The organism is Hyphomicrobium sp. 99 (assembly GCF_000384335.2).
Taxonomy (GTDB): Bacteria; Pseudomonadota; Alphaproteobacteria; order Rhizobiales; family Hyphomicrobiaceae; genus Hyphomicrobium_B.
In genome coordinates this window covers 1,840,278-1,860,062 of the sequence record NZ_KQ031382.1, presented here as the reverse complement: position 1 = coordinate 1,860,062, position 19,785 = coordinate 1,840,278, and the positions used below count along the sequence as shown (strand labels likewise).

Here is a 19,785-nt window from a genome sequence, read left to right as displayed (position 1 = left end):
AGGGAACCTACAGGAATACCGGGGGTTTAAGAACGAGTGCAATGCCACGCGGGGGCTGGCTTTTACATCGCTCACGTGTCGGATGGAAGGAGGTCTCGTTGGCCCGGCTTGTCATGGTTTCGAACCGTGTCATTGATTTCAATGTGGCCCAGCAGGCTGGTGGCGTCACGGTTGCGATTTATAACACCCTCGCCCAGCAGAACGGCTTTTGGTTCGGCTGGGATGGACAAATCGATGATTCCGATTCACCCGACATAAAGGTTACGAGTTCCGACGGCCACACCACCGTCACCGAGCCGCTGACGACAGACGACTACAACGAATACTACCTCGGCTATTCGAATTCAGTGTTGTGGCCGGTGTTCCATAACCGCCTGGATCTCGCGCAGTTCGAAGCCGGATATTATTCTCGGTATGTGGCGGTGAACGAGAGGTTCGCGCGCCATCTCGCTCCGTTGATAGAGCCTGACGACGTCATCTGGGTACATGACTATCACCTGCTGCCGATGGCGCTCGAGTTGCGCAAGCTCGGCATCGAGAACCCCATCGGTTATTTCTTGCACATTCCTGTCGGCCCCGCGCAGGCGTTGCTCGCCATTCCGGAAAACAAGGAAATTGCGAAGGCTCTCAGCGCCTACGATCTGATCGGTCTGCAGACGCAATCGGACGTGCGCAACTTGATCGACTTCTTCCAACAAAGCGTCTTCGGAAGGCTACTGCCATCGGGCCGTATCCGCGTTTTCGAGGCGGAGCTCGATATCGGATGCTTCCCCGTTGGCATCGATCCCGCCGATTTCGCCTTCGGTCCCGGCGAAGCGGAAGCATTGAAGGCGGCGGACATGTCCGAGATCAATCGCATCATCGGAATCGACCGGTTGGATTACACCAAAGGTTTGCCGCAGAAATTCAAAGCCTACGGGAGGTTCCTGGAAGAATATCCTGAATACCGGCGCCACATCGTGCTTTCGCAGTTCGCGCCGCCGACGCGCGAAAGCGTCGAAGCCTATGCCGACATCAAAGCCGAGCTTGAATCTCTCGCCGGTTCGATCAACGGCCGTTTCGGCGAACTCGACTGGGTGCCGATCAATTACATTCACAGAACCATTCCGCGTGCCGAGCTTCGCGATGTGTATCGCCTATCGCGGATTGGATGGGTCACGCCGCTGATGGACGGCATGAACCTCGTGGCGAAAGAGTACATTGCCTGCCAAGATCCCGCAGATCCCGGCGTTCTCATTCTGTCGAAGTTTGCAGGCGCCGCGGAGCAACTCTCAGACGCTGTCCTCGTCAATCCTTACGATCTCGGCGATTTGGTTCAGGGTTTGCGTGTCGCGCTTAAAATGCCGCTGGACGAACGGCGTGCGCGTCATGCGCGGCTTCTCGACATCGTCCGCAAGAGCGATTCAAATGACTGGAGCCGCAGCTATTTTTCGGCGCTCATGAAAGCCGGACAGCGCCGTCTCGCTCGGGCGCTGAAATCATCATCGGAAATGGGGAAAGCTCTGGAGCGATTGCAGAGCACCGTTAAAAAAAACAATCCGCCTAGCCGGTTTACGGCCAATGTGGTGACATAATGGGCGTCATCATGGAAAGAAAAACCATTCCCAGCGGGGTTGACGTCATGTCCAATCCGAACATCCTTTGCGTGGATATCGGAGGTACGCTGGTGAAGGCGGCGACCGTGAACGCCTCGGGCGCGTTGATTTCGGATTTCATCACCACGCAAACTCCGAAGCCCAGCACCCCGGAAGCGCTCGTCGATCTCATCAGCGATATCGTCAAATCGTTGCCGACTTTCGGGCGTGCTTCGGTGGGCTTTCCAGGCGTTGTCGGACGAGAGCACATCAAGACGGCGCCCAATCTCGGCACCCATCACTGGAGCGAATTCGATCTCGAAGGCGCACTACAGAGGACGTTCGGCGTTCCGGTCCGCGTGCTGAACGACGCGATCGTCTACGGCTTGGGCATTGCAAAGGGCCCAGGCCGCGAATGCGTCTTGACGTTCGGCACAGGCATGGGGTGCGCCCTTTTTTGCGACGGCTCCGCCTTCTTCGGGCTCGAGCTCGGCCAGCACTACGCGAAAGACGAGTTCAATTATGATCAATACATCGGCCACGCCGCGTATCTCGCGTTGGGCGATGACGCTTGGAACGAGCGCGCCAAGCACGTGATTGCCAAAGTCCAAGCTTTGACAAACGTCGATCATCTCTACATCGGCGGGGGAAACTCGCGGCGTATCAACTTCGCCCTTCCACCGTGGGCAAGCGTCGTTCCGCCAGCGAGCGGGATTGCAGGCGGGGCGCGTCTCTGGCGCTCCGAGATGGATCGGTGGTTCAGGCAGACGAGCGATCTTGTCGGAACACCCGCGGAGTCGAGATGAACGTCCTCACCATTGGCGGCGCAATGGTTGATACGATCGTCACGATTGCGAACGACAAGATCGAACAGGTAAAGATGCGCAACGCCGAAAGCTCGTTCCTTCTTCTCGAGGAAGGGCACAAGACGGAGGCGGAAGAAATCGCATCGAGTTGCGGGGGTGGCGCGGTAAACGCAGCCGTCGCGGCGGCCCGCCTCGGTCACAGGACGTCAATCATCGCGAAGATCGGCCGCGACGAGAAGGCAGAAATAATTCTCAATCTCTTGCGTGCGGAAGGCATCGACGTGTCATGGATCGTCGTCGATGAGCAGCAGCCGACAGGCTCGTCCGTCATCATTTCTTCCCATGATCGCAATGCGGCCGTTTTCACGTATCGCGGCGCAAATACGAAGCTCAAAGCGGGTGATCTTCCGCCGGAGGCTTTTGCGGGGCGCGATCTGGTTTATGTGGCAAATCTCAGCAATCAGTCGGCGGAATACTATCCGCTCGTTGTCAGCCGAGCGAAAAGCGCGGGCGCGTTGCTTGGTGTCAATCCCGGCATCAGGCAACTCACGGCTCGTTTCGACGACTTTTGGAATAGCCTCAAGCACATCGATATTCTCTGCTTAAACCGCGCAGAAGCACAGACGTTGATGCCGCATCTCTTGCAAACTTTCGGAGATGGCGGCGCTCCATTAATCGCCAAGGACGACGTGCCCATTCCGCCTCTTGCCAAGCGCGGGCTGCGGAGCGGCGGCTACGAAATGTCATTGGTAAAGTTTTTAGGCGCCCTGATAGAGTTGGGTGTCGGCGTGATCGTGTTAACCGACGGCGCCAATGGCGCGTTCATCGCGCGCGGCCAAAACCTCTATTATCGGGCGGCGCAGCATGTCGTCGCAGCGGCAACAACGGGGGCCGGCGATGCGTTCTCCGCTACGTTCGCATGCTATCTAACGGAAACGAAAGATCCGGCGCGAGCACTGAGTGCGGCAGCCATTAATGCAGCCAGCGTGGTGAAGTTCATCGACACGCAGACGGGCCTTCTGACCAAGCCGGTGTTGGAGCGAGAAATCGAAACTGCGAGCGAGGCTGCGCTCTTTAGCTTCTCCATCTAAGCAGGGGATTAAGTTGTTTTGACCCAGCAATTAAAGAAAAGCGCCGCCTGGCAGGATATTGCTTTGTCGACGCATGAACGTGCCGTCGCTGCGCGCGATATCGTCGAGCGGCTCATTGCTCGCGACGAACCCGTTGCGCTTTTTCTCGACATCGATGGCACGCTTCTGGACGTTGCGCTGACGCCATCGACTGTTCACGTGCCGCCTAACCTTTCACAAGTTCTGCAGGCTCTCGCGAGCCGCTTGCACGGCGCATTGGCGATCGTTACCGGACGGCCGTTGGACGAAGCCGACCACCTGCTCCACCCGGCGAAGTTGGTTGGGGGCGGCGTGCATGGCGGGGAAATGCGATTATCCGTAAACGGTTCGATTGAAGCCCTTACATCGATGTTCAGTCCGGTGCTTACGGCTGACATCAAGAAGATCGTCGAGGATTTGCCGGGGATCGTTTATGAGGATAAGGGCAGCGGCATCGCGCTTCATTATCGGCTCGCGCCTGAACTTCATTCATCCTTGATGATGATGATTGAAACGCTCGTGCCGAAATATCCCAATGAATTCTCGATCTGCGCAGGCCGAAAAGTCGTCGAGGTCTTGCCTATCGGCTTCTCCAAGGGACGCGCGCTCAGAAAACTTGCATCGCTGCCGCTGTTCGCGAACAAAATTCCCATCATGATCGGAGACGACATCGCCGACGTCGACGCGTTCCGAGCAGCCGAAGAACTCGGCGGCTTCGGTTTGAAAGTGGCCGGCGAGAATTTTTCGGCGGCTGAATCCGCGTTTCAGGGACCTGCCGAAGTTCTCGACTGGTTGCAGAAATTCGCAGAATTAGACGCTCGCTAATAGTCGAGCTTACGCCGCCTCGGCTTGTGCCGGCGCTTCGCTACGGCCGCGGCTTGGCTCATTCAGCACCATCAGAAGCGGGGTCAATCCCTCGGAATTGACGAGCTTGAAGATCTCGATGTCACTGCGCGCCTTTTCACTCCAGCCTGCGATTTGCAGCGCGCGTTCAGCTTTCGAGAAGAGCCCGTGATTTCGAACCGCTCGCTTATCGACGTATTGCTTTAGATCTTCGCCCGTCAGCCCCTGCTCTTCCGCCCATTTCTTGCGGATTGCCGTGAGGTCGGTATCGCTTCCCTGCGATTCCTCTTTCTTCAGTTTCTTGAGCTCGTTCTCCTGAAAGAGCCACCACCTGCCGCCCTTCGGCCAGCGGACGAGATCGAGGTCGCTCAATACGCCTGCCAATTGATTGACGGCCATGCCCTTCGCGGCTTCGTCACCGTTTTCAGGATCGCAACTGTAGAGGTTCGGAATAACGAGGTAGGAGGCCTTGTTGTGATGGACGAAGTGGCGGCGTACCCATTCGAGATCGGCGCCGGGCGCGCGGTTGATCGCCGTATCGATCGCGTCGCGGATCTGACGGGCGAGCGCGCCCGATGGACGAACCGAGGGCGGTTCACGCGGCGGATTGATGATGGCCATCGCGAGAAGGCCCATGTCGATGCCGATCGTCGCCAGAAGCGCGATGACATCGCGTCCCGTTATCGGCTCACCTGCATCGGTGTGTCCGGCCGTGACGACCTTTCCGCCCGAAACCACATATCGAAATGCGCTTGCCGTGTAAGCGCCGATATTGCTCCAAAGATTTTTGACGGCGTTCGCGACGCCGGCGGGGCCTTCGTTGAATACGGCTTCGCGCAACTTCAGCTCAGCTGGTTGATCAGCCTGGGCTGCGGCATCGCGTAAACGCTCCGCGAGCGTTGGATCATAACACGATGACCCGGATTTGCCCGGTGGCTGCGATACGGAATCGGCCAGCGCGCGCATTTCGGACGCTGTCGATTGGCCGAGTTGGTTGCTGCGCGCCGCGATGTTGCGCGCGAGGCCGCGAATTTCGGAAGCCTTGTTCTCGAAGTTGCGCTGGCGCTCCTCGATCGTCGCCCCACCGAGCACGTCGGCTGCCTGGCGAAGCGACTGAACATCGGCCTGCACGGGCTCCAGCCACAACTTGGTCATACCATCGCGAAGCGCGCCGACGGCGTCGCGCACGCTTCGGCGCGCGTTGTAGAGCGGGCCTTTTCCAGCACCCGAGGCGACGCCACAACTGCCGCCGCTCGTTTCTTCGCGCGACATTTGGCTGTCGGACCACGTGACGACGTTGTCGAGCTGACCGCGCACCGCGTCGAGCCGTGCGGCGACAGCGGCGCTGGCATCGCGAGCATCTTCCTGCAATCCGGCAAGACCAGTCTTCGTTGCTTCCTCGCCGGAGATAAGGCTCCACCAGAAACCGTAGCCGAAGCCGATCGACCAGATGGCAAGGAATACGTAGAGCGGGAATGTGATGAGACGTTCACGAAGGCGCCGCTTGGCGCCGAACGTCTCGCGGAGCGTGAGCCACATCAAGAATGTGAGCGCGATGACCACAGCCGCAACGAGAACGTCGTTGGAAACCGACATGCCGCCGGCCGGCGTTGCGGATGTCGACGATACGCCGACGATGAAGTCGCGCATGCCGTGCCAAGTTGCGTAGCCCGATATGATCAGCAGCATGAACGATGCGATGCCGATCAGCGTGTTTCGGCCGAGGATGTAGTCGATCGTTCTGCCGATCAGGCTTGGCTGAGCTTGGTTCGGCTGGGCTGCATCCGGCATACTCAATCCCCACGCTATCTCTCACGTATTGAGATAGCCGAATTGGCAAGGATGAACCGTGACCGGGGAGCAACACTCCGCGCAATCACATGAGAGGGGACGCGTTTGGGTTCCCTCCCCGTCAGAACTCGCAGTCGGATTGCCGAAAATGTCCGCTGAGGCCGTACGCTGAGAGATCAGACGGCCTGCGCCATCGGTGGCTTGCTTTCGAGGTATTTGGCGAATTGGAGCTTGAACAGACGATTGTAAGCCCCTCCGCTCGCGATCAACTGATCGTGCGTTCCGCTTTCGATTACGCGTCCCGCCTCGATCACATGGATAAGATCGGCATGAAGGATGGTCGATAGGCGGTGAGCGATGACGAGCGTCGTCTTCCCCTTTGTCAGGTTGCGCAGTTCTCGCTGAATGGCGTCCTCAGTTTCGCTATCCAGAGCCGATGTTGGCTCGTCGAGAAGAATGATCGGCGCGTTCTTGAGGTAGGCGCGCGCGAGCGCGATGCGCTGACGCTGACCGCCGGACACCTGGCCGCCGAGTTCGCCGACCTGGCTCTCGTAGCCTCGCGGCAAGGACATGATGAATTCGTGCGCGCTCGCCGCCTTCGCCGCCTCGATGCACTTTTCGTCGGACGCGCTTTCGAGGCCAGCTCGGATGTTCTCGATGATCGAGCCTTCGAAAAGAAATGAATCCTGGCCAACAACAGAAATGTTGTGGCGGAGCGACACGAGGGAGACATCGGCGATCGTCTGACCGTCGATCATGATCACGCCAGCGTCCGGCTCACGAAGCCTTTGCAGCAGCGCGAACACGGTCGACTTTCCTCCGCCCGAATGTCCGACAAGCGCTGTCACCTTACCGGCTGGAACAGTGAAGTTCATGCCGTTGATGACGGGTTTGTTCGGCTGATACCGGAACGAGACATCCCGCAGTACGATTTGGCCGTCCGCGATCTGAAGCTCGGGCTTGCCGGGAGGCTCGTCCTCGCGCGCCGGGGTATCGATCAGTTCATACATCATGCGAACGCCGACAGCCGCGGTCGCCAACTGAAGCTGAACGCGTGAAATCCGTCGCGCAGGATCTGCGCACATCAGAAGCGCGGTGATGAATGCGAAGAACTGCCCAGGGCTCTCGCCATGATAGAGATTTCGCCAGCCGGCGTAGAAGACGACCGCAGCGACAGCGCAACCGCCGATCGTTTCCATCAACGGGTTCACGCCGGCACCGATCGCGAGCATCTTGTTGGATATTCGCTGAACGGCCTCGATCGCGTCGAACATCCGCCTTCGCATCTTATTTTCAAGCTGGAACGATTTGACGACCTGTGCGCCTTGGCTCACTTCGCGCGTGATTTGAATAATGCCGCCTAGCGAGTGGACCTCGCTTTTCGTCGCTTTCTTGATCCGCTCGACCATTTTGCGAGACGACAACGCCGCAACGGGACCGCCTATCAACGCGATGGCGGACAGGATCGGATCCAATACAATCATTGTCGTGACAAGACCGATGATCGTGAAGAGATCGCGCCCGAGGTTCAGAGACACCATGTTCAGCATGTCTCTAACGGCGTTGGCGTTATAAGACATCTTGGTAACAAGATCGCTCGAGGTGTATTGCTGAAAGAAGGCGATATCGACTTTCAGCATATGCTCGAACATGCGCTTCTGCGTCTGCGCAACGAGCCGATTGCCGATGGTGCCGAGGACAACCTCAGAGAAGTAAGCCGCAAAACCCTTCGCTACGAATATCGCAACAATACCGACCGTGATCCCGACGAGAGCGGCCCGATCCTGGTGCACGAAAATCGTATCGATGACGTACTTCAGCACGTACGCGCTCAGCGACGTCATGCCGGCCACCAGCAACATGCAAACGATCACGAGCGCATACTGCGGCGCGTATTCGCGGCCGTTTTCCTTCATCAACCGCTTCAGAAGATCAATGGTCGTCGGCATTCGCTTCTCTATTCCGCCCGTATAAGAAATCCGCCCATTTTTTGCCCACCGGCGGTACGGTGATTTGCTCCGCCGCCAAAGTCAACGGATGCTCATCTTGACATCGTTCACAGGTGCCCTCGACTTAGCCCTGCGCTATCTCTCTCGTACGGCGAAGGCCGCTAGCCGTACAGTGGCAATTCCGCCGCCGAAGAACCGGCCTTGGTGTCGGCGTCGGCTTTGGCTTTGAAATTTTCATGGCCGCCGGCGGTGTCGGGCTCGGGAGACTGGCCCTTGGAGCTTCTGTCGCGCCACATGTGGAAAATTTTCAACAGGCGGTAGTCCGCCTGAATCCATGAGTATCGGAGCCCGTTCAAACCTCCCGTGAAGTGCCTTCGACCAATATAATACTTAAAGAAATTGACCGGGAACTCGATAGCCATTCGCGCCACGAGCGCAGCCGTGGATGAGTTGGCGTGTTTGGCGGAAAGCAACATTCTTTCGCCAAGCTTTCGCTTCAGGTGCTCGTAGCTGCGGAACATATAGTGGTAGGCAGGGGCCCGCAGTATGCCGACGGCTTGACCGTCCGTCACCACGGTATCGTGCACATTGGAATCGCGAAATCTTACCACGCGGCGATCGTACAATCGCACGTACCAGTGGTCGCGCGCCCAAAGTCTCGGCCGCTTGGTGTTCGGATAGACGAGCTCAATCGGCATTCCATAGGCGACCCGAGACGGAGCGACGTATTTAAAGAGGGCCATGATTTCCCTTCTCAGCGCGGGAGTGACGACCTCATCCGCATCGAGGTTCAGCACCCAGTCGTTGCGGCATTGGTCTTCCCCGAAACGCTTTTGCCCTCCGAATCCCAACCATCGCTGGGTGACGACGCGGCATCCTTCCGATGCGGCCACACGGACGGTATCGTCGGTGCTTTCGCTATCAATGACGACAACTTCATCGACCCACGGCTTCACCGAGCGAATGGTGCGCCCGATGCGATCGGCTTCATTCTTTGCGATGATGAAACAGGAGATCGGCAATTTATCCATGAAAAATGCCTTTCGAAATATGCGTTAATCTCACATCGCGCACAACCGCGTCCGCCTTACCGGCAAAGTTCGACGCGCTGCACTGTCATCCAATACTTCGTACTTGATTTATCCTCGGCCTAACGACCGAGAACATCCGAACTAACACCGCGATTTAAAGTGAGGTCCCAACTTAAGGCTTGAAATGAAGCCTTGTGTCGCGAGCAAGCATGGACCGCATACACCGTGCGACGCGTGATTGACAGTCCGAGGCGGTTATTTGCACGACTATAATTTCGGAAGTCGTGTTCTCATCCGGAGAGAATTTTCAAAGTATGCGCTCGCGCGCCGGCGCAATCGTTCCGATGCAGAAACTTCCGGGTGCTGCGCAACGGCAAATCATATGCGGCTCAGCACTAGAGAATGATCACGTGGCTCGTATCGAGGCGCACGAGTTGGGGCGTCAGTCAGAACACGGAGCCGGACCGTGAGTTGCATCTACTCGACATAAAAACAATGCTGCGGGAGCAAGCCCCCGCAGCAACTTTTCGTCTGAGGAACACCTTCGAACTCGGAGCATTCGCCCCTCAAGTTACGGGGCCGGAGGAAGCTGGAAGTAATAGTGCGATGAGAGAACGACACCGGCTGCAAGTATGAGCGTGAGGTAAGGAAGGAAACCGGCTCGCCGTTCACCCAGATCCTGGCTCTTGAGATCCAGGTCTTCGAGCATGTGGGCGGGGAATTTGCCGCCATCCTGAACGTAGTGCCGGTAGAGGAAAACCGGGATGATCAACGCCGCAAATATCAATCCATACCAAAGTGCGTTGGGATTGCCCCACACTTTGGCGCCTGCTCCCATGAGTGCAAGGTTCACGAAGCCAAGGAAAGCGTTGAACCCGACCAGCCAGTTCGGTGCTCGATAGGGGCGTTTGATATTCGGACTATCGATCCGGTGAATCCAGGTCGACTGCAAGTTTAGGAAGATGAAGATCATGTAGCCGACGTTCGAGATCGACAGGATCAGATAGTAGGCCGTGGCGTCCGAAGCGGCGAACGTCAGGAGACCGAGATTGAAGACCAAGTCCGTCCACATGGCTCGCGTCGGTGCGCCATGCTCATTGACGTGCCCGAGATATTTCGGGAGCCAGCCATCGACGCCACCCTGGTAGAGCGTACGCGACGAGCCAGCCATCGCCATCATGATCGCGAGGACCAAGGCGAGGATCATCATCATCTCGAGGAGATGAACGACGATGGCGTTGTTCCCGCCGACCATGTCGCCCATGGCCGCCGCAACGCCCGTTCCGTCGACGATGCCAGGCTGCGTCATGCCTTCAAGGCCGAGGTGACCTTGGAATGAGGCCGCCACCAGCGAGTAGACTACTACGCAGAGGAGCCCGGCCGCGATGATCGCTTTCTTCGTATCGACAGCAGGATTCTTGAATTCACGCGTGTAGCAAACCGCCGTCTCGAATGCGTAGCTCGACCAACCCGCGATAAACAGCGCGCCGAGGAAATACGTCCATCCGGCATTGTCCCAGGCGCCGTTTGGAGGAACAAGGGGCGTGAAGTTCGAGTATTCGACGTTGCCGGTCAGAAACGGCACGATGCCAACGATCAGCATCGGCACGATCACCAGCAGCCCGATCCACATCTGGATGCGAGCGGTTCCGAGAATGCCGCGATGCTGGATTGCAAAAGCCGCGAGCATCAGGGCGGCGCCGATAAAGAATGTCGCTCCAACCTCGATCTTTGCTAAGCCAAAGAACGAGAAATCCAAAAGCTTGAATGAGCGGATGACCGGTGTTGCGTCAGCGGTCAGCGCAGTGATTGCAACGTTCGCGGCCTCTGCGCCGGTCTTGCCGGCGATCGCCGCAGCGTGCGTCGCGTCCTGCAGCCATGCGACCACTTGCGGAGATTCCGCTGTGAAGTTTGGAAGCGGCGCAACCGCGTTGAGAATGTATCCGGCGGCGACGGCGCAACCCAACGACAGCACCGGCGTCCAGGCAAACCAATTGCACCAAACTGACAGTGGCGCGATCAACTTGCTGTAACGCAGCCATGCGGCGGCGCCATAGACTGCAGCTCCGCCCGACTTGTTCGCGAACAAGCCGGCAATTTCAGCATAGCTGTAGGATTGGATGAGCCCCATCACAACCGAGATCGCCCACACAACGAACGCAAGCTTGCCCGCCGTCGCCCCCATGCCACCGATCGAGATCAACACCAGCGCGGGAACGCCGCTGGCGATCCAAAAAGCACCTTTCCAATCGAGTGTTCGATGCAGGCCTTGGGAGTCAGCGGGCGCTGCGCCGACCTCCACGTCCCGCGTTGGTGTCACCATCGTCATGCGAAGTTCTCCCCTTAGGTTTCTCGATGCGTTACCTCGGTCAAAACATCGCGCGACATATTCACAAAGATGCATTATATGCAAGTATTTTGCATGTTCTGCATATTGAATTTTAGATATTCTGTTTGTTTTGCAGTCGCGAAGAGCAATAAATAGCCGCTTATTGCATGTGCGTTGTTCACAGCACCGGCGGTTTGCTTCAGCGCCAACCCACTTTAATGAATACTCTGCACCGAGAGAAAAGAGCGACGAATGACCAAGGAAAAGGCCGGTCCCAAACCACGGCCCACAACGCGTAAGGCGGCCGCCGAGAAGGTTGCCGTCAACGAGCGGAGCGATCGTCGCGACATGGCGCATGTTCCGCTGGAACAACGCATCGGCTCGGTCATCAAGAGGCGGCGGTTGGAAGCCAATCTAACGCTTTCCGATCTGAGCGTCGGAGCGGGCTTGTCGAGTGCGATGCTCAGCCGGATCGAAAACGGAATGGCGACCGCAAGTCTCGACGCGCTTGAGCGTTTGTGCGCTGCCGTCGGCATCGGACTGTCGGACCTTTTCAGAGAAACGGAGACCAAGCAGGGCACCGCACAACTCGTGAAGCGTCCCGAGCAGATGGAGGTCGTTCGCGTCGGCACGAAGTTCGGGCACACATATCGCCTTCTCTCTTACGATCGTGGACCGCGAAAGCTGTTCGAGCCGTTCTTCATCGAGATGGACAAGAAGAGCGAGACGTATCCCCGCTTCGCGCATCCCGGTACCGAATTCATCTACATGCTCCAAGGGAGAATGGAGTACCGCTTCGGCGAACACACGTATCTGATCGAGCCCGGTGATGCGTTCACATTCTCCGGCGAGGTCGTGCATGGACCGGAGAAACTTCTCGACGAGCGGATCAAGTTTCTCGCGATCATCTTTTACGGCGAATAGCTCGTTCAGCTCATCGGCGACGCCGCCCGGACATGGATCAAGGCGGCGTCACTCGTTCGCTGACGGTACGCGTCAGAACCCCGGCGCTCCCGGGATCCAGTTTGTGCCGGCCAGCGGCACTCTCGCCATAGCGGCAGCTTCCATGGTGAGAGCGACGAGATCTTCCGGTTCGAGGTTGTGGACGTGGTTCTTGCCACAGGCGCGCGCCAGCGTTTGCGCTTCGAGCGTCAAGACTTTCAGATAATTCGCCAGCCTGCGGCCAGCAGCGACCGGGTCGAGACGTTGCATCAGCTCTGGCGTCTGCGTGGTGATGCCGGCCGGGTCTTTGCCTTCGTGCCAATCGTCGTAACAACCGGCCGTCGTGCCGAGCTTGTTGTATTCGGCTTCCCAGCGAGGATCGTTGTCGCCGAGTGCCACGAGCGCGGCGGTGCCGATGCCAACGGCGTCGGCTCCGAGCGCAAGCGCCTTCGCGACGTCGCCTCCGTTGCGGATTCCGCCCGATACGATGAGCTGCACCTTCCGATGCATGCCGAGGTCTTGAAGCGCTTGCACGGCAGGTCGAATGGCCGAGAGCAACGGAATGCCCACATGCTCGATGAAGACTTCCTGCGTCGCCGCCGTCCCGCCCTGCATGCCATCAAGGACAATAGCGTCGGCACCCGACTTCACCGCCAGCTGGACATCGAAGTAGGGCCGGCTGGCGCCGATCTTCAAATAGATCGGCGTTTCCCAATCCGTGATTTCGCGAAGCTCGTTGATCTTGACTTCCAGGTCGTCGGCGCCGGTCCAATCCGGATGACGGCACGCAGAACGCTGATCGATGCCCTTCGGCAGCTGACGCATTTGCGCGACGCGGTCTGAGATCTTCTGGCCAAGCAGCATGCCGCCGCCGCCGGGTTTGGCCCCCTGCCCGATGACGATCTCGATGGCGTCGGCCCGGCGCAGATCGTCGGGGTTCATGCCGTAACGTGACGGTAGATATTGGTAGACGAGATATTTCGACTGACCGCGCTCTTCCGGTGTCATGCCTCCATCGCCCGTCGTGGTCGACGTGCCCGCAAGACTTGCACCACGGCCCAAAGCCTCTTTGGCGTTTGCCGAGAGCGATCCGAAGCTCATGCCGGAAATCGTAATCGGAATGGCAAGCTTGAGAGGCTTCGATGCGAATCGCGAACCGATGACGACTTCGGTGCCGCATTTTTCGCGATACCCTTCGAGGGGGTAGCGAGACATCGATGCGCCCAACAACAGGAGATCGTCGAAGTTCGGCATCCGCCGCTTGGAACCGCCGCCGCGAATATCGTAGATGCCGGTCGCTGCGGCGCGCCGGATTTCGGACAGCGTTGCGTCGTCGAATGTCGCCGATTTACGAGGCTCAGTCGCGAGCCAGTTTCTCTGGTGCTCGGTCATCAGTACGCTCCCGCATTATCGATATTGAAGTTGTAGAGCTTCCGCGCCGAGCCGTAGCGCCGGAATTCAGCGACATCGACCTTGTGGCCTTCGCCTGCTGCCTTCAGCAGTTCCCCAAGTTCTGCTCGGTGTTCGTCGCGCATCTCTTTCTCGATGCAATCGGCGCCCAAACTGGCGACGGGCCCGCGAACATAGATGTGCGCTTCGTAGATCGAATCTCCGAGCGCCTCGCCGGCTTCTCCGAATACGACCAACCGGCCATTCTGACCCATGAACGCCGAGAGATGGCCGATGTCGCCTTTGACGACGATATCGATGCCCTTCATCGAAATCCCGCATCGCGCCGACGCGTTTCCTTCGACGAGCAGCAGGCCGCCTCTTCCGGTCGCGCCGGCGCTTTGGCTGGCGTCCCCTTTGACGTGAATGCGCCCGGACATCATGTTTTCGCCGACGCCTTGGCCGGCACTGCCATCGATGACGATGTTGGCGTACTTATTCATGCCGCCGCAGAAGTAGCCGACGTTGCCGGCTATGTTCACGGTGATCGGCGCATTGATACCGACCGCAATCGAATGCTCGCCGCCTGGGTTGGCGATGGACCAAAGGGTTTCGTTCGTGTCTGCTCCGAGCTTGTGCAGCGCCAGGTTCAGATCGCGTACGGATGTTTCGGCTAGATCGACATGCGGCATCAGGCGTGCTCCCAGAAATAAACCGTTGCGGGCTTGGGCTCCCACACGCGCGCGGCTTTGATGCCGGGCAAGCACGTGAGCGTTTTGTATTCGGAGCCGAATGCGACGTACTCGTCCGTCTCGGCCATGACCGCCGGCTTGCATGCGATCGGATCTCTGAGGACGCCGAAGCCCGTTTCCGTGCCGACAACGAACGTGAAGAAACCGTCGAGATCATCGAGACTGGACTTCAGGGCTTCGCTGAGCGTCTGACCATTCTTCATCTGACGCGTCAGATAGCCAGCTGCGACTTCGGTATCGTTCTCGGTGCGAATTTTGATACCTTCCCGCCGCAATTCGCGCCGAAGCGAAGCGTGATTGGACAGCGATCCGTTATGAACCAGACATTGATCGGTGGCCGTCGAGAACGGATGCGCGCCGTTGGTCGTGACCGCTGACTCTGTCGCCATACGCGTGTGGGAAATGCCGTGCGTACCGCTCATCTTTGAAATGTCGAAATCGCGCGCAACGTCGTCGGGGAAACCGACTTCCTTGTAGATCTCGAGCCGCTGGCCTTCGCTCATGATCGTGACGCCCGGCAGATTCTTTTCCAGCCAGGCCTCGGCGCGAGGAACATCTTCATTCTTCAGGGTAACGACCGCGTGAGAGTGGCGCACACTGACCTGGCCGCCACCCATCGCGGACACCAGCAGATTAGCCGCGCTCGCAATATCGACGTCCGCAGTGCCGCCTGCGATCGTCAATTTGGTTTGACCATTCGCGCCGCGTCCATAAATGGCAAACCCAGCCGAGTCCGGGCCCCGGCTGCAAAGCGTCGAAGTCATTTTCGCGAGAAGCTCACCGAGCCTCGGCTCGAGTTTCGGATCCTTGATAAAAAGGCCCGCAATTCCACACATATCTTTGTCTCCAACTTAGCGTGGCTGTTCAGAAGAAGCTCAAGTACCGTTTCGTCTCCCAATCGGAGACGTGCCGGTGGTAGTCGATCCATTCATCGCGCTTGTGAGAGACAAACTCGTCGATGAAATCTGCGCCGAGCGCGGACTTGAAGAACTCACTTTGCTCGAGCGCGTTAATTGCCTCGCCAAGTGATTGCGGCAGCACCTCGATTTTGTGAGCTGCGATCTCGCGTGGTGTAAGCGCATAGAAATTGATGTTCTTCGGTTGGCCCGGATCCAGGTTGCGATCGATCCCGTCGAGGCCGGCCGCAATCAACGCCGCCTGCGCGAGATACGGGTTCATGCCGGAATCACCGACACGCAGCTCGATGCGCCCGTAAGGGATGCGGACCATGGCCGTGCGATTGTTGTCGCCGTACGCAACGAAGACCGGTGCCCAGGTCGTGCCCGACGCCGTTCGACCGACGACGAGGCGTTTGTAGGAGTTGACCGAGGGAGCAAGGAGCGCCGTGAGAGCCTTCGCGTGGACCAGAATTCCCGCTGTGAATGAGTAGGCGAGCTTCGAAAGACCCATGCCGCTCTGATCAGACTTGTCGTGGAACAAGTTCGTTCCCGCCGCGTCCGCGAGCGAGCAATGAATATGCATGCCATTGCCGGTCATCGAGCTTTTGGGCTTCGGCATGAACGAGCAGATGGCGCCGAGCTCATGCGCAATTTCCGCGGCCGCCATCTTGAACAAGATGATATTGTCAGCCGACGTCATGGCGTCGGCATATTTGAAGTTGATTTCGTATTGGCCGTTCGCGTCCTCGTGATCGATTTGATAAACATCGATCCCTAGCGCCTGCAGACTTTCAGTCACGCGCTCGAGGAAGACGCGGACTCGTGAGAGCCCTCGATAATCGTACGCGGGCTTCTGCAGACAGTCGGTATCGTCGAGCGGGCTGACTGATCCATCGGCGGTGCGCTGCAGAAGGCTGAACTCGGGTTCGATGCCGGTGTTGAGCACCCAACCGCGGTCGCGCAATCGCTCAGTCTGAGTTTTCAGAATGTTGCGCGTATCGACGGCGTGCGATTTTCCGTCGACCGTCCCGGTACCCATCACGCGCGCATAACCGGGCGCCCACGGCAAAAGCTTGAGCGTCGACAGATCTCCGACAAGCATGTATTCGGCTTGATGAGGCTCGAGGCGAAGCCCGTGAACACCTCCACCCGCAAATCCCACTCCGTCAGTCAGAATATCTTCCAAATGATCGACCGGCACGGATTTGCTTTTCGCCACACCGTGAATATCGACAAATTGCGCAAGGACGTACCGGACGTGATTTTGCGTCAGGAATTGCTTAGCTTTTTGAAGATCTAGTTGATCTGGCGTCGCCTGTTGACCGGGTGCGAGTCGCCAATTCCAATGGTCGAGTGAGTTCATGCGAAACCTCGGACGTTCGGAGCCGCGCTTGTGCGCTGTGCGTTTCTTCCCGGGCTCAGCGCATACAATCAACTTGCACGTAGTGCAACTTATTTGTACAAGAATAAACACAGGACGCGCGAGACTTCGCGCAAAAATCAGGGCTGCCAGGCACTATGAATGAACCGATCTCAAGCTCCGGCGGCATACGCGCGTTGGATCTCGCTCGTGCAAACGGCACAGCAGGCAGCCTGAAATTCCAGCCGTATTGGTGGGAAGCCGCACCGCGCGCGCCGGAAGTGCGAAATCAATATCTGCTGTCACGCGCCGATGTCGTGATCGTCGGCTCAGGCTTTACGGGGCTCTCTGCAGCCTTGACGCTTCTCAAGAGAGGCCGCTCGGTCGTCGTCCTGGATGCTGGCGTGCCGGGAATGGGCGCAAGCACCCGCAATGGCGGCCAAGTCGGAAGCGGCAATCAAAAATTCCGCGTCGCAAAACTCATCGCGTTGCGCGGCCGGCGAAAGGCCGAAGAGCTTCTGCGCGAGGGCACGCGCATGCTCGACTATATCGAGCATCTGGTCGCCAGCGAGAACATCGATTGCGCCTTCTCGCGCTGCGGCCGCTTTCGCGGCGCGATGCAGCCCGAGCACTATGAAGGCATGGCGCGCGATATGGAGGATCTCCGCGCGATCGCAGGCGTCGAGAGCTTCATGGTGCCGAAGTCCGAGCAACACACTGAGATCGGATCGGATGCTTTCTTTGGCGGCTCCGTTCTTCCGAACGATGCCTCATTGCATCCCGGCCGCTATCACGCGGGGTTGATCGAGAAGATCAAGGCGCTTGGCGGTGAAGTCATCGGCAACGCGGCGGTCCTCGGCATTACGCACGATTACGACGGCTTCAAAATCCGCACCGCTATCGATGATCTGACGTGTCGCGAGGTCATCGTCGCGACCAACGGATATACCGGCGGCATCGTTCCCGAGCTGCAGCGGCGCATCGTTCCGGTCGGTTCCGCGCTCATCGCAACGGACGAAATTCCGGAGGCGCTCTTTTCAACCTTGATGCCGAAGCTTCGCGTTTACGGGAATACCAATCGCGTTTTCTATTATTACCGCGCGGCACCCGGAGAACGTCGCGTTATTTGGGGAGGCCGTGTCGGCAGGCTCGCGTCCGAAACATCTCCGGCCGCATACCGCCACCTGGCGAGAGACATGCTGCATGTGTTTCCCGCCCTTCGCGACACGGCCGTGACGCACGCGTGGACCGGCCAGATTGGATACACGTACGATGAAGTTCCGCACATTGGCCGCACGGCTGGCGGAATTCACTTCGCGCTTGGATATTGCGGCACGGGCGTTTCGCGCGCCACGTACTTCGGACACAAGATCGCGCTCAAGCTGCTCCAAGATCCGGAAGGCAAGACTGCCTTCGACGATCTCGATTTCCCAAGCTTCCCCTTCCATCCGATTGCCAAGCGAGCCGTGCCGGTCGTCGAGACCTGGTATCGAATTCGCGATGCAGTGAACAAATAGACCTCGAAAGGAGCGACATGACGAAAGCTGCCAACAAGAATACCCGGCTCAACATTTCATCAGGCGGCGCGTACGAGTCCGTCTTCGGATATTCGCGCGCGGTGCGCGTCGGAGACGACGTGCACGTTTCCGGAACCTGCGCGCCTGCCGGGAACGAGAAAAGCGACGTTTACACACAAACGCGAGCCGCACTCGCGATCATCGAAAAGGCGCTCGCCGATGCCGGAGCGACGACGAGTCAGGTCGTTCGAACGGTCGTCTACCTTCGCGATATCAACGACGCCGAAGACGTGGCCAGGGCTCACCTCGAAACGTTCGATGCGATCAGGCCGGCCAGCACGCTCGTGCAAGTCACGTCCATGATGCGTCCCTGGCAGAAGGTAGAGATAGAGGCCTACGCCAAGATCGTCTGAGGCGCGTGCAGCGCGTCACCTTAATGGACGCAGTGACGCTTAGGCCCCACTGACAAATTTGGTGTCGGATTCCAGGAGTGAGAAAGCTGGCGGGACGCGGGACATTCTCGCGTTCACGCGACGTGTTCGCAGTGACCCAATACTTCGACCCGCCAGTCGTCTTCAACAGCACATGATCGAACGTCCCGCTGCGCGTATTTCTCACGCCAGCCATTTGACCGCGTCGACGAGCGTACAATCCATCACGCAGCCCCGGTGCGTTTGGGGGGGCGAACCAGAAAATGGCGACTAAAAATTCTCGCAAATCTGCGATGCAAAATGCTCGGCAGGCCGCCCTTCTATGCTAGCGGTCGGCTGCACAAATTTCTCCAAGGCAGCTCTATTCGTGATCCAGATTCTCTTTCCATCGAGCTTAATTCCGTGAGGAACCAAATTACCAAGAGATCTGGCCAGATTTTCGGGAGTCATCGCCAATTCGGAGGCGAGCAATTGCTTTTCGATCGGCAAATCTACCCTATCCTTGGAATTCGTCTTGTGGGCGTTTTCCAAAAGCCACGCCGCCAGGCGCTCCGAAGCTGAACGCAGCTTAAGACCTTTCATCGCGCGCAATTGTCGTTCCGCGAAAGAAGCTTGCTGCCTCATAACATTTTCGCAGAAGCGATTGCTCGAGTGGATCAGATCTTTCAGTGGCGACGAAGGCATAATTAGCAAACGAGAATCTTCGACCGTTTGCACGGAGATCGATGCGACGCCTCCCCCGATTAAGCCGTCCCACCAAAAGCCGTCGCCGGCGTTGAACAGCCCCATAGCCGCAAAGCGCAAACCATGCTCGCAGAACGCCATCGCCTTGCCGTTGAGGAGAACACGAAGGGCGTCGACAGGCTGATTTTGCTTAAGAATCACGACGCGCCGCGGAACGTCCAAAACGAAAAATTGCGACGATAACGCAGCCAGAAGCGTCGCTTCGACTCCAGCAAATAGCTCGACGTCCTGAAAAATTTCAGAGCCACAATGCATTTTTGAAAAATACCGAAATAGGCAATGCCGATTAGCTAACACGACCTACTCCGTTCAGGGAAGC

At 58.1% G+C, this 19,785-nt stretch carries 16 protein-coding genes; 7 read left to right on the top strand and 9 right to left on the bottom strand.

The window, feature by feature from the left end:
* Positions 1-98 precede the first annotated feature (98 nt).
* Genes G359_RS08915 through otsB form a run of 4 tightly spaced genes read left to right on the top strand, consistent with a single transcriptional unit; the run spans position 99 to position 4,314 of the window.
* On the top strand, positions 99-1,574 hold the full coding sequence (locus tag G359_RS08915; protein ID WP_045835834.1) for an alpha,alpha-trehalose-phosphate synthase (UDP-forming): 1,476 nt from the start codon (positions 99-101) through the stop codon (positions 1,572-1,574).
* Between the two features lie 47 nt (positions 1,575-1,621).
* Positions 1,622-2,380, top strand: coding sequence for an ROK family protein (locus tag G359_RS08910; protein WP_245279970.1), 759 nt, complete (start codon positions 1,622-1,624; stop codon positions 2,378-2,380).
* On the top strand, positions 2,377-3,471 hold the full coding sequence (locus G359_RS08905; protein WP_045835833.1) for a carbohydrate kinase family protein: 1,095 nt from the start codon (positions 2,377-2,379) through the stop codon (positions 3,469-3,471). The genes G359_RS08910 and G359_RS08905 overlap by 4 nt, the downstream gene beginning before the upstream one ends.
* An 18-nt stretch (positions 3,472-3,489) precedes the next feature.
* On the top strand, positions 3,490-4,314 hold the full coding sequence (otsB, locus tag G359_RS08900; protein WP_245279969.1) for a trehalose-phosphatase: 825 nt from the start codon (positions 3,490-3,492) through the stop codon (positions 4,312-4,314).
* Between the two features lie 9 nt (positions 4,315-4,323).
* Here otsB and G359_RS08895 read toward each other — a convergent pair whose 3' ends face one another.
* The 4 genes from G359_RS08895 to G359_RS08880 form a co-directional block, all read right to left on the bottom strand.
* Positions 4,324-6,123: a hypothetical protein gene (locus tag G359_RS08895; RefSeq protein ID WP_045835832.1), complete on the bottom strand. Its 1,800-nt coding sequence runs from the start codon at positions 6,121-6,123 to the stop codon at positions 4,324-4,326.
* Positions 6,124-6,299: 176 nt separating this feature from the next.
* Entirely contained in the window at positions 6,300-8,072 is a 1,773-nt protein-coding gene (locus G359_RS08890; RefSeq protein WP_045835831.1) for an ABC transporter ATP-binding protein, read from the bottom strand.
* 161 nt (positions 8,073-8,233) lie between these two features.
* Positions 8,234-9,103 (bottom strand): glycosyltransferase family 2 protein, encoded by an 870-nt coding sequence (locus G359_RS08885; RefSeq protein ID WP_082072879.1) that lies wholly within the window; start codon positions 9,101-9,103, stop codon positions 8,234-8,236.
* Positions 9,104-9,674: 571 nt separating this feature from the next.
* Complete coding sequence (locus G359_RS08880; protein ID WP_371199100.1) at positions 9,675-11,426, bottom strand: APC family permease; 1,752 nt, start codon at positions 11,424-11,426, stop codon at positions 9,675-9,677.
* A gap of 258 nt (positions 11,427-11,684) precedes the next feature.
* Here G359_RS08880 and G359_RS08875 point away from each other — a divergent pair, with 258 nt between their 5' ends.
* Entirely contained in the window at positions 11,685-12,356 is a 672-nt protein-coding gene (locus G359_RS08875; protein ID WP_052699273.1) for a helix-turn-helix domain-containing protein, read from the top strand.
* A 72-nt stretch (positions 12,357-12,428) separates the two neighbouring features.
* Here the strand turns inward: G359_RS08875 and G359_RS08870 are convergent, their stop codons facing one another.
* From G359_RS08870 to glnT, 4 genes are read right to left on the bottom strand one after another with little or no spacing between them, the layout of a single operon-like run.
* Positions 12,429-13,766 carry an FMN-binding glutamate synthase family protein gene (locus tag G359_RS08870; protein WP_045835829.1) on the bottom strand — a complete coding sequence of 446 codons (1,338 nt, stop codon included), beginning with the start codon at positions 13,764-13,766 and terminating at the stop codon, positions 12,429-12,431.
* On the bottom strand, positions 13,766-14,455 hold the full coding sequence (locus tag G359_RS08865; RefSeq protein ID WP_045835828.1) for a GltB/FmdC/FwdC-like GXGXG domain-containing protein: 690 nt from the start codon (positions 14,453-14,455) through the stop codon (positions 13,766-13,768). The genes G359_RS08870 and G359_RS08865 overlap by 1 nt, the downstream gene beginning before the upstream one ends.
* The gene (locus G359_RS08860) at positions 14,455-15,351 is read right to left on the bottom strand and encodes a class II glutamine amidotransferase (RefSeq protein ID WP_045835827.1); all 897 of its coding nucleotides are present in this window, start codon (positions 15,349-15,351) and stop codon (positions 14,455-14,457) included. Before G359_RS08860 ends, G359_RS08865 begins: the two co-directional genes overlap by 1 nt.
* A 28-nt stretch (positions 15,352-15,379) precedes the next feature.
* Positions 15,380-16,777, bottom strand: a complete 1,398-nt coding sequence (gene glnT / locus G359_RS08855) for a type III glutamate--ammonia ligase (protein ID WP_045835826.1) — start codon at positions 16,775-16,777, stop codon at positions 15,380-15,382.
* 155 nt (positions 16,778-16,932) lie between these two features.
* Here glnT and G359_RS08850 point away from each other — a divergent pair, with 155 nt between their 5' ends.
* Complete coding sequence (locus G359_RS08850) at positions 16,933-18,291, top strand: NAD(P)/FAD-dependent oxidoreductase (protein ID WP_082072878.1); 1,359 nt, start codon at positions 16,933-16,935, stop codon at positions 18,289-18,291.
* 17 nt (positions 18,292-18,308) lie between these two features.
* Positions 18,309-18,704 (top strand): RidA family protein, encoded by a 396-nt coding sequence (locus G359_RS08845; RefSeq protein ID WP_045835825.1) that lies wholly within the window; start codon positions 18,309-18,311, stop codon positions 18,702-18,704.
* Positions 18,705-18,992: 288 nt separating this feature from the next.
* On the opposite strand, the gene G359_RS19680 is transcribed toward G359_RS08845, so the two are convergent.
* Entirely contained in the window at positions 18,993-19,763 is a 771-nt protein-coding gene (locus tag G359_RS19680) for a helix-turn-helix domain-containing protein (RefSeq protein WP_156150717.1), read from the bottom strand.
* Positions 19,764-19,785: the final 22 nt, after the last annotated feature.

Excerpts from the sequence above, each read along its gene's own strand:
- G359_RS08910 (WP_245279970.1), top strand. The coding sequence starts at position 1,622 with ATGTCCAATCCGAACATCCTTTGCGTGGATATCGGAGGTACGCTGGTG.
- G359_RS08905 (WP_045835833.1), top strand. The coding sequence starts at position 2,377 with ATGAACGTCCTCACCATTGGCGGCGCAATGGTTGATACGATCGTCACG.
- G359_RS08895 (WP_045835832.1), bottom strand. The coding sequence starts at position 6,123 with ATGCCGGATGCAGCCCAGCCGAACCAAGCTCAGCCAAGCCTGATCGGC.
- G359_RS08890 (WP_045835831.1), bottom strand. The coding sequence starts at position 8,072 with ATGCCGACGACCATTGATCTTCTGAAGCGGTTGATGAAGGAAAACGGC.
- G359_RS08885 (WP_082072879.1), bottom strand. The coding sequence starts at position 9,103 with ATGGATAAATTGCCGATCTCCTGTTTCATCATCGCAAAGAATGAAGCC.
- G359_RS08880 (WP_371199100.1), bottom strand. The coding sequence starts at position 11,426 with ATGGTGACACCAACGCGGGACGTGGAGGTCGGCGCAGCGCCCGCTGAC.
- G359_RS08875 (WP_052699273.1), top strand. The coding sequence starts at position 11,685 with ATGACCAAGGAAAAGGCCGGTCCCAAACCACGGCCCACAACGCGTAAG.
- G359_RS08870 (WP_045835829.1), bottom strand. The coding sequence starts at position 13,766 with ATGACCGAGCACCAGAGAAACTGGCTCGCGACTGAGCCTCGTAAATCG.
- G359_RS08865 (WP_045835828.1), bottom strand. The coding sequence starts at position 14,455 with ATGCCGCATGTCGATCTAGCCGAAACATCCGTACGCGATCTGAACCTG.
- G359_RS08860 (WP_045835827.1), bottom strand. The coding sequence starts at position 15,351 with ATGTGTGGAATTGCGGGCCTTTTTATCAAGGATCCGAAACTCGAGCCG.
- glnT (WP_045835826.1), bottom strand. The coding sequence starts at position 16,777 with ATGAACTCACTCGACCATTGGAATTGGCGACTCGCACCCGGTCAACAG.
- G359_RS08850 (WP_082072878.1), top strand. The coding sequence starts at position 16,933 with ATGAATGAACCGATCTCAAGCTCCGGCGGCATACGCGCGTTGGATCTC.
- G359_RS08845 (WP_045835825.1), top strand. The coding sequence starts at position 18,309 with ATGACGAAAGCTGCCAACAAGAATACCCGGCTCAACATTTCATCAGGC.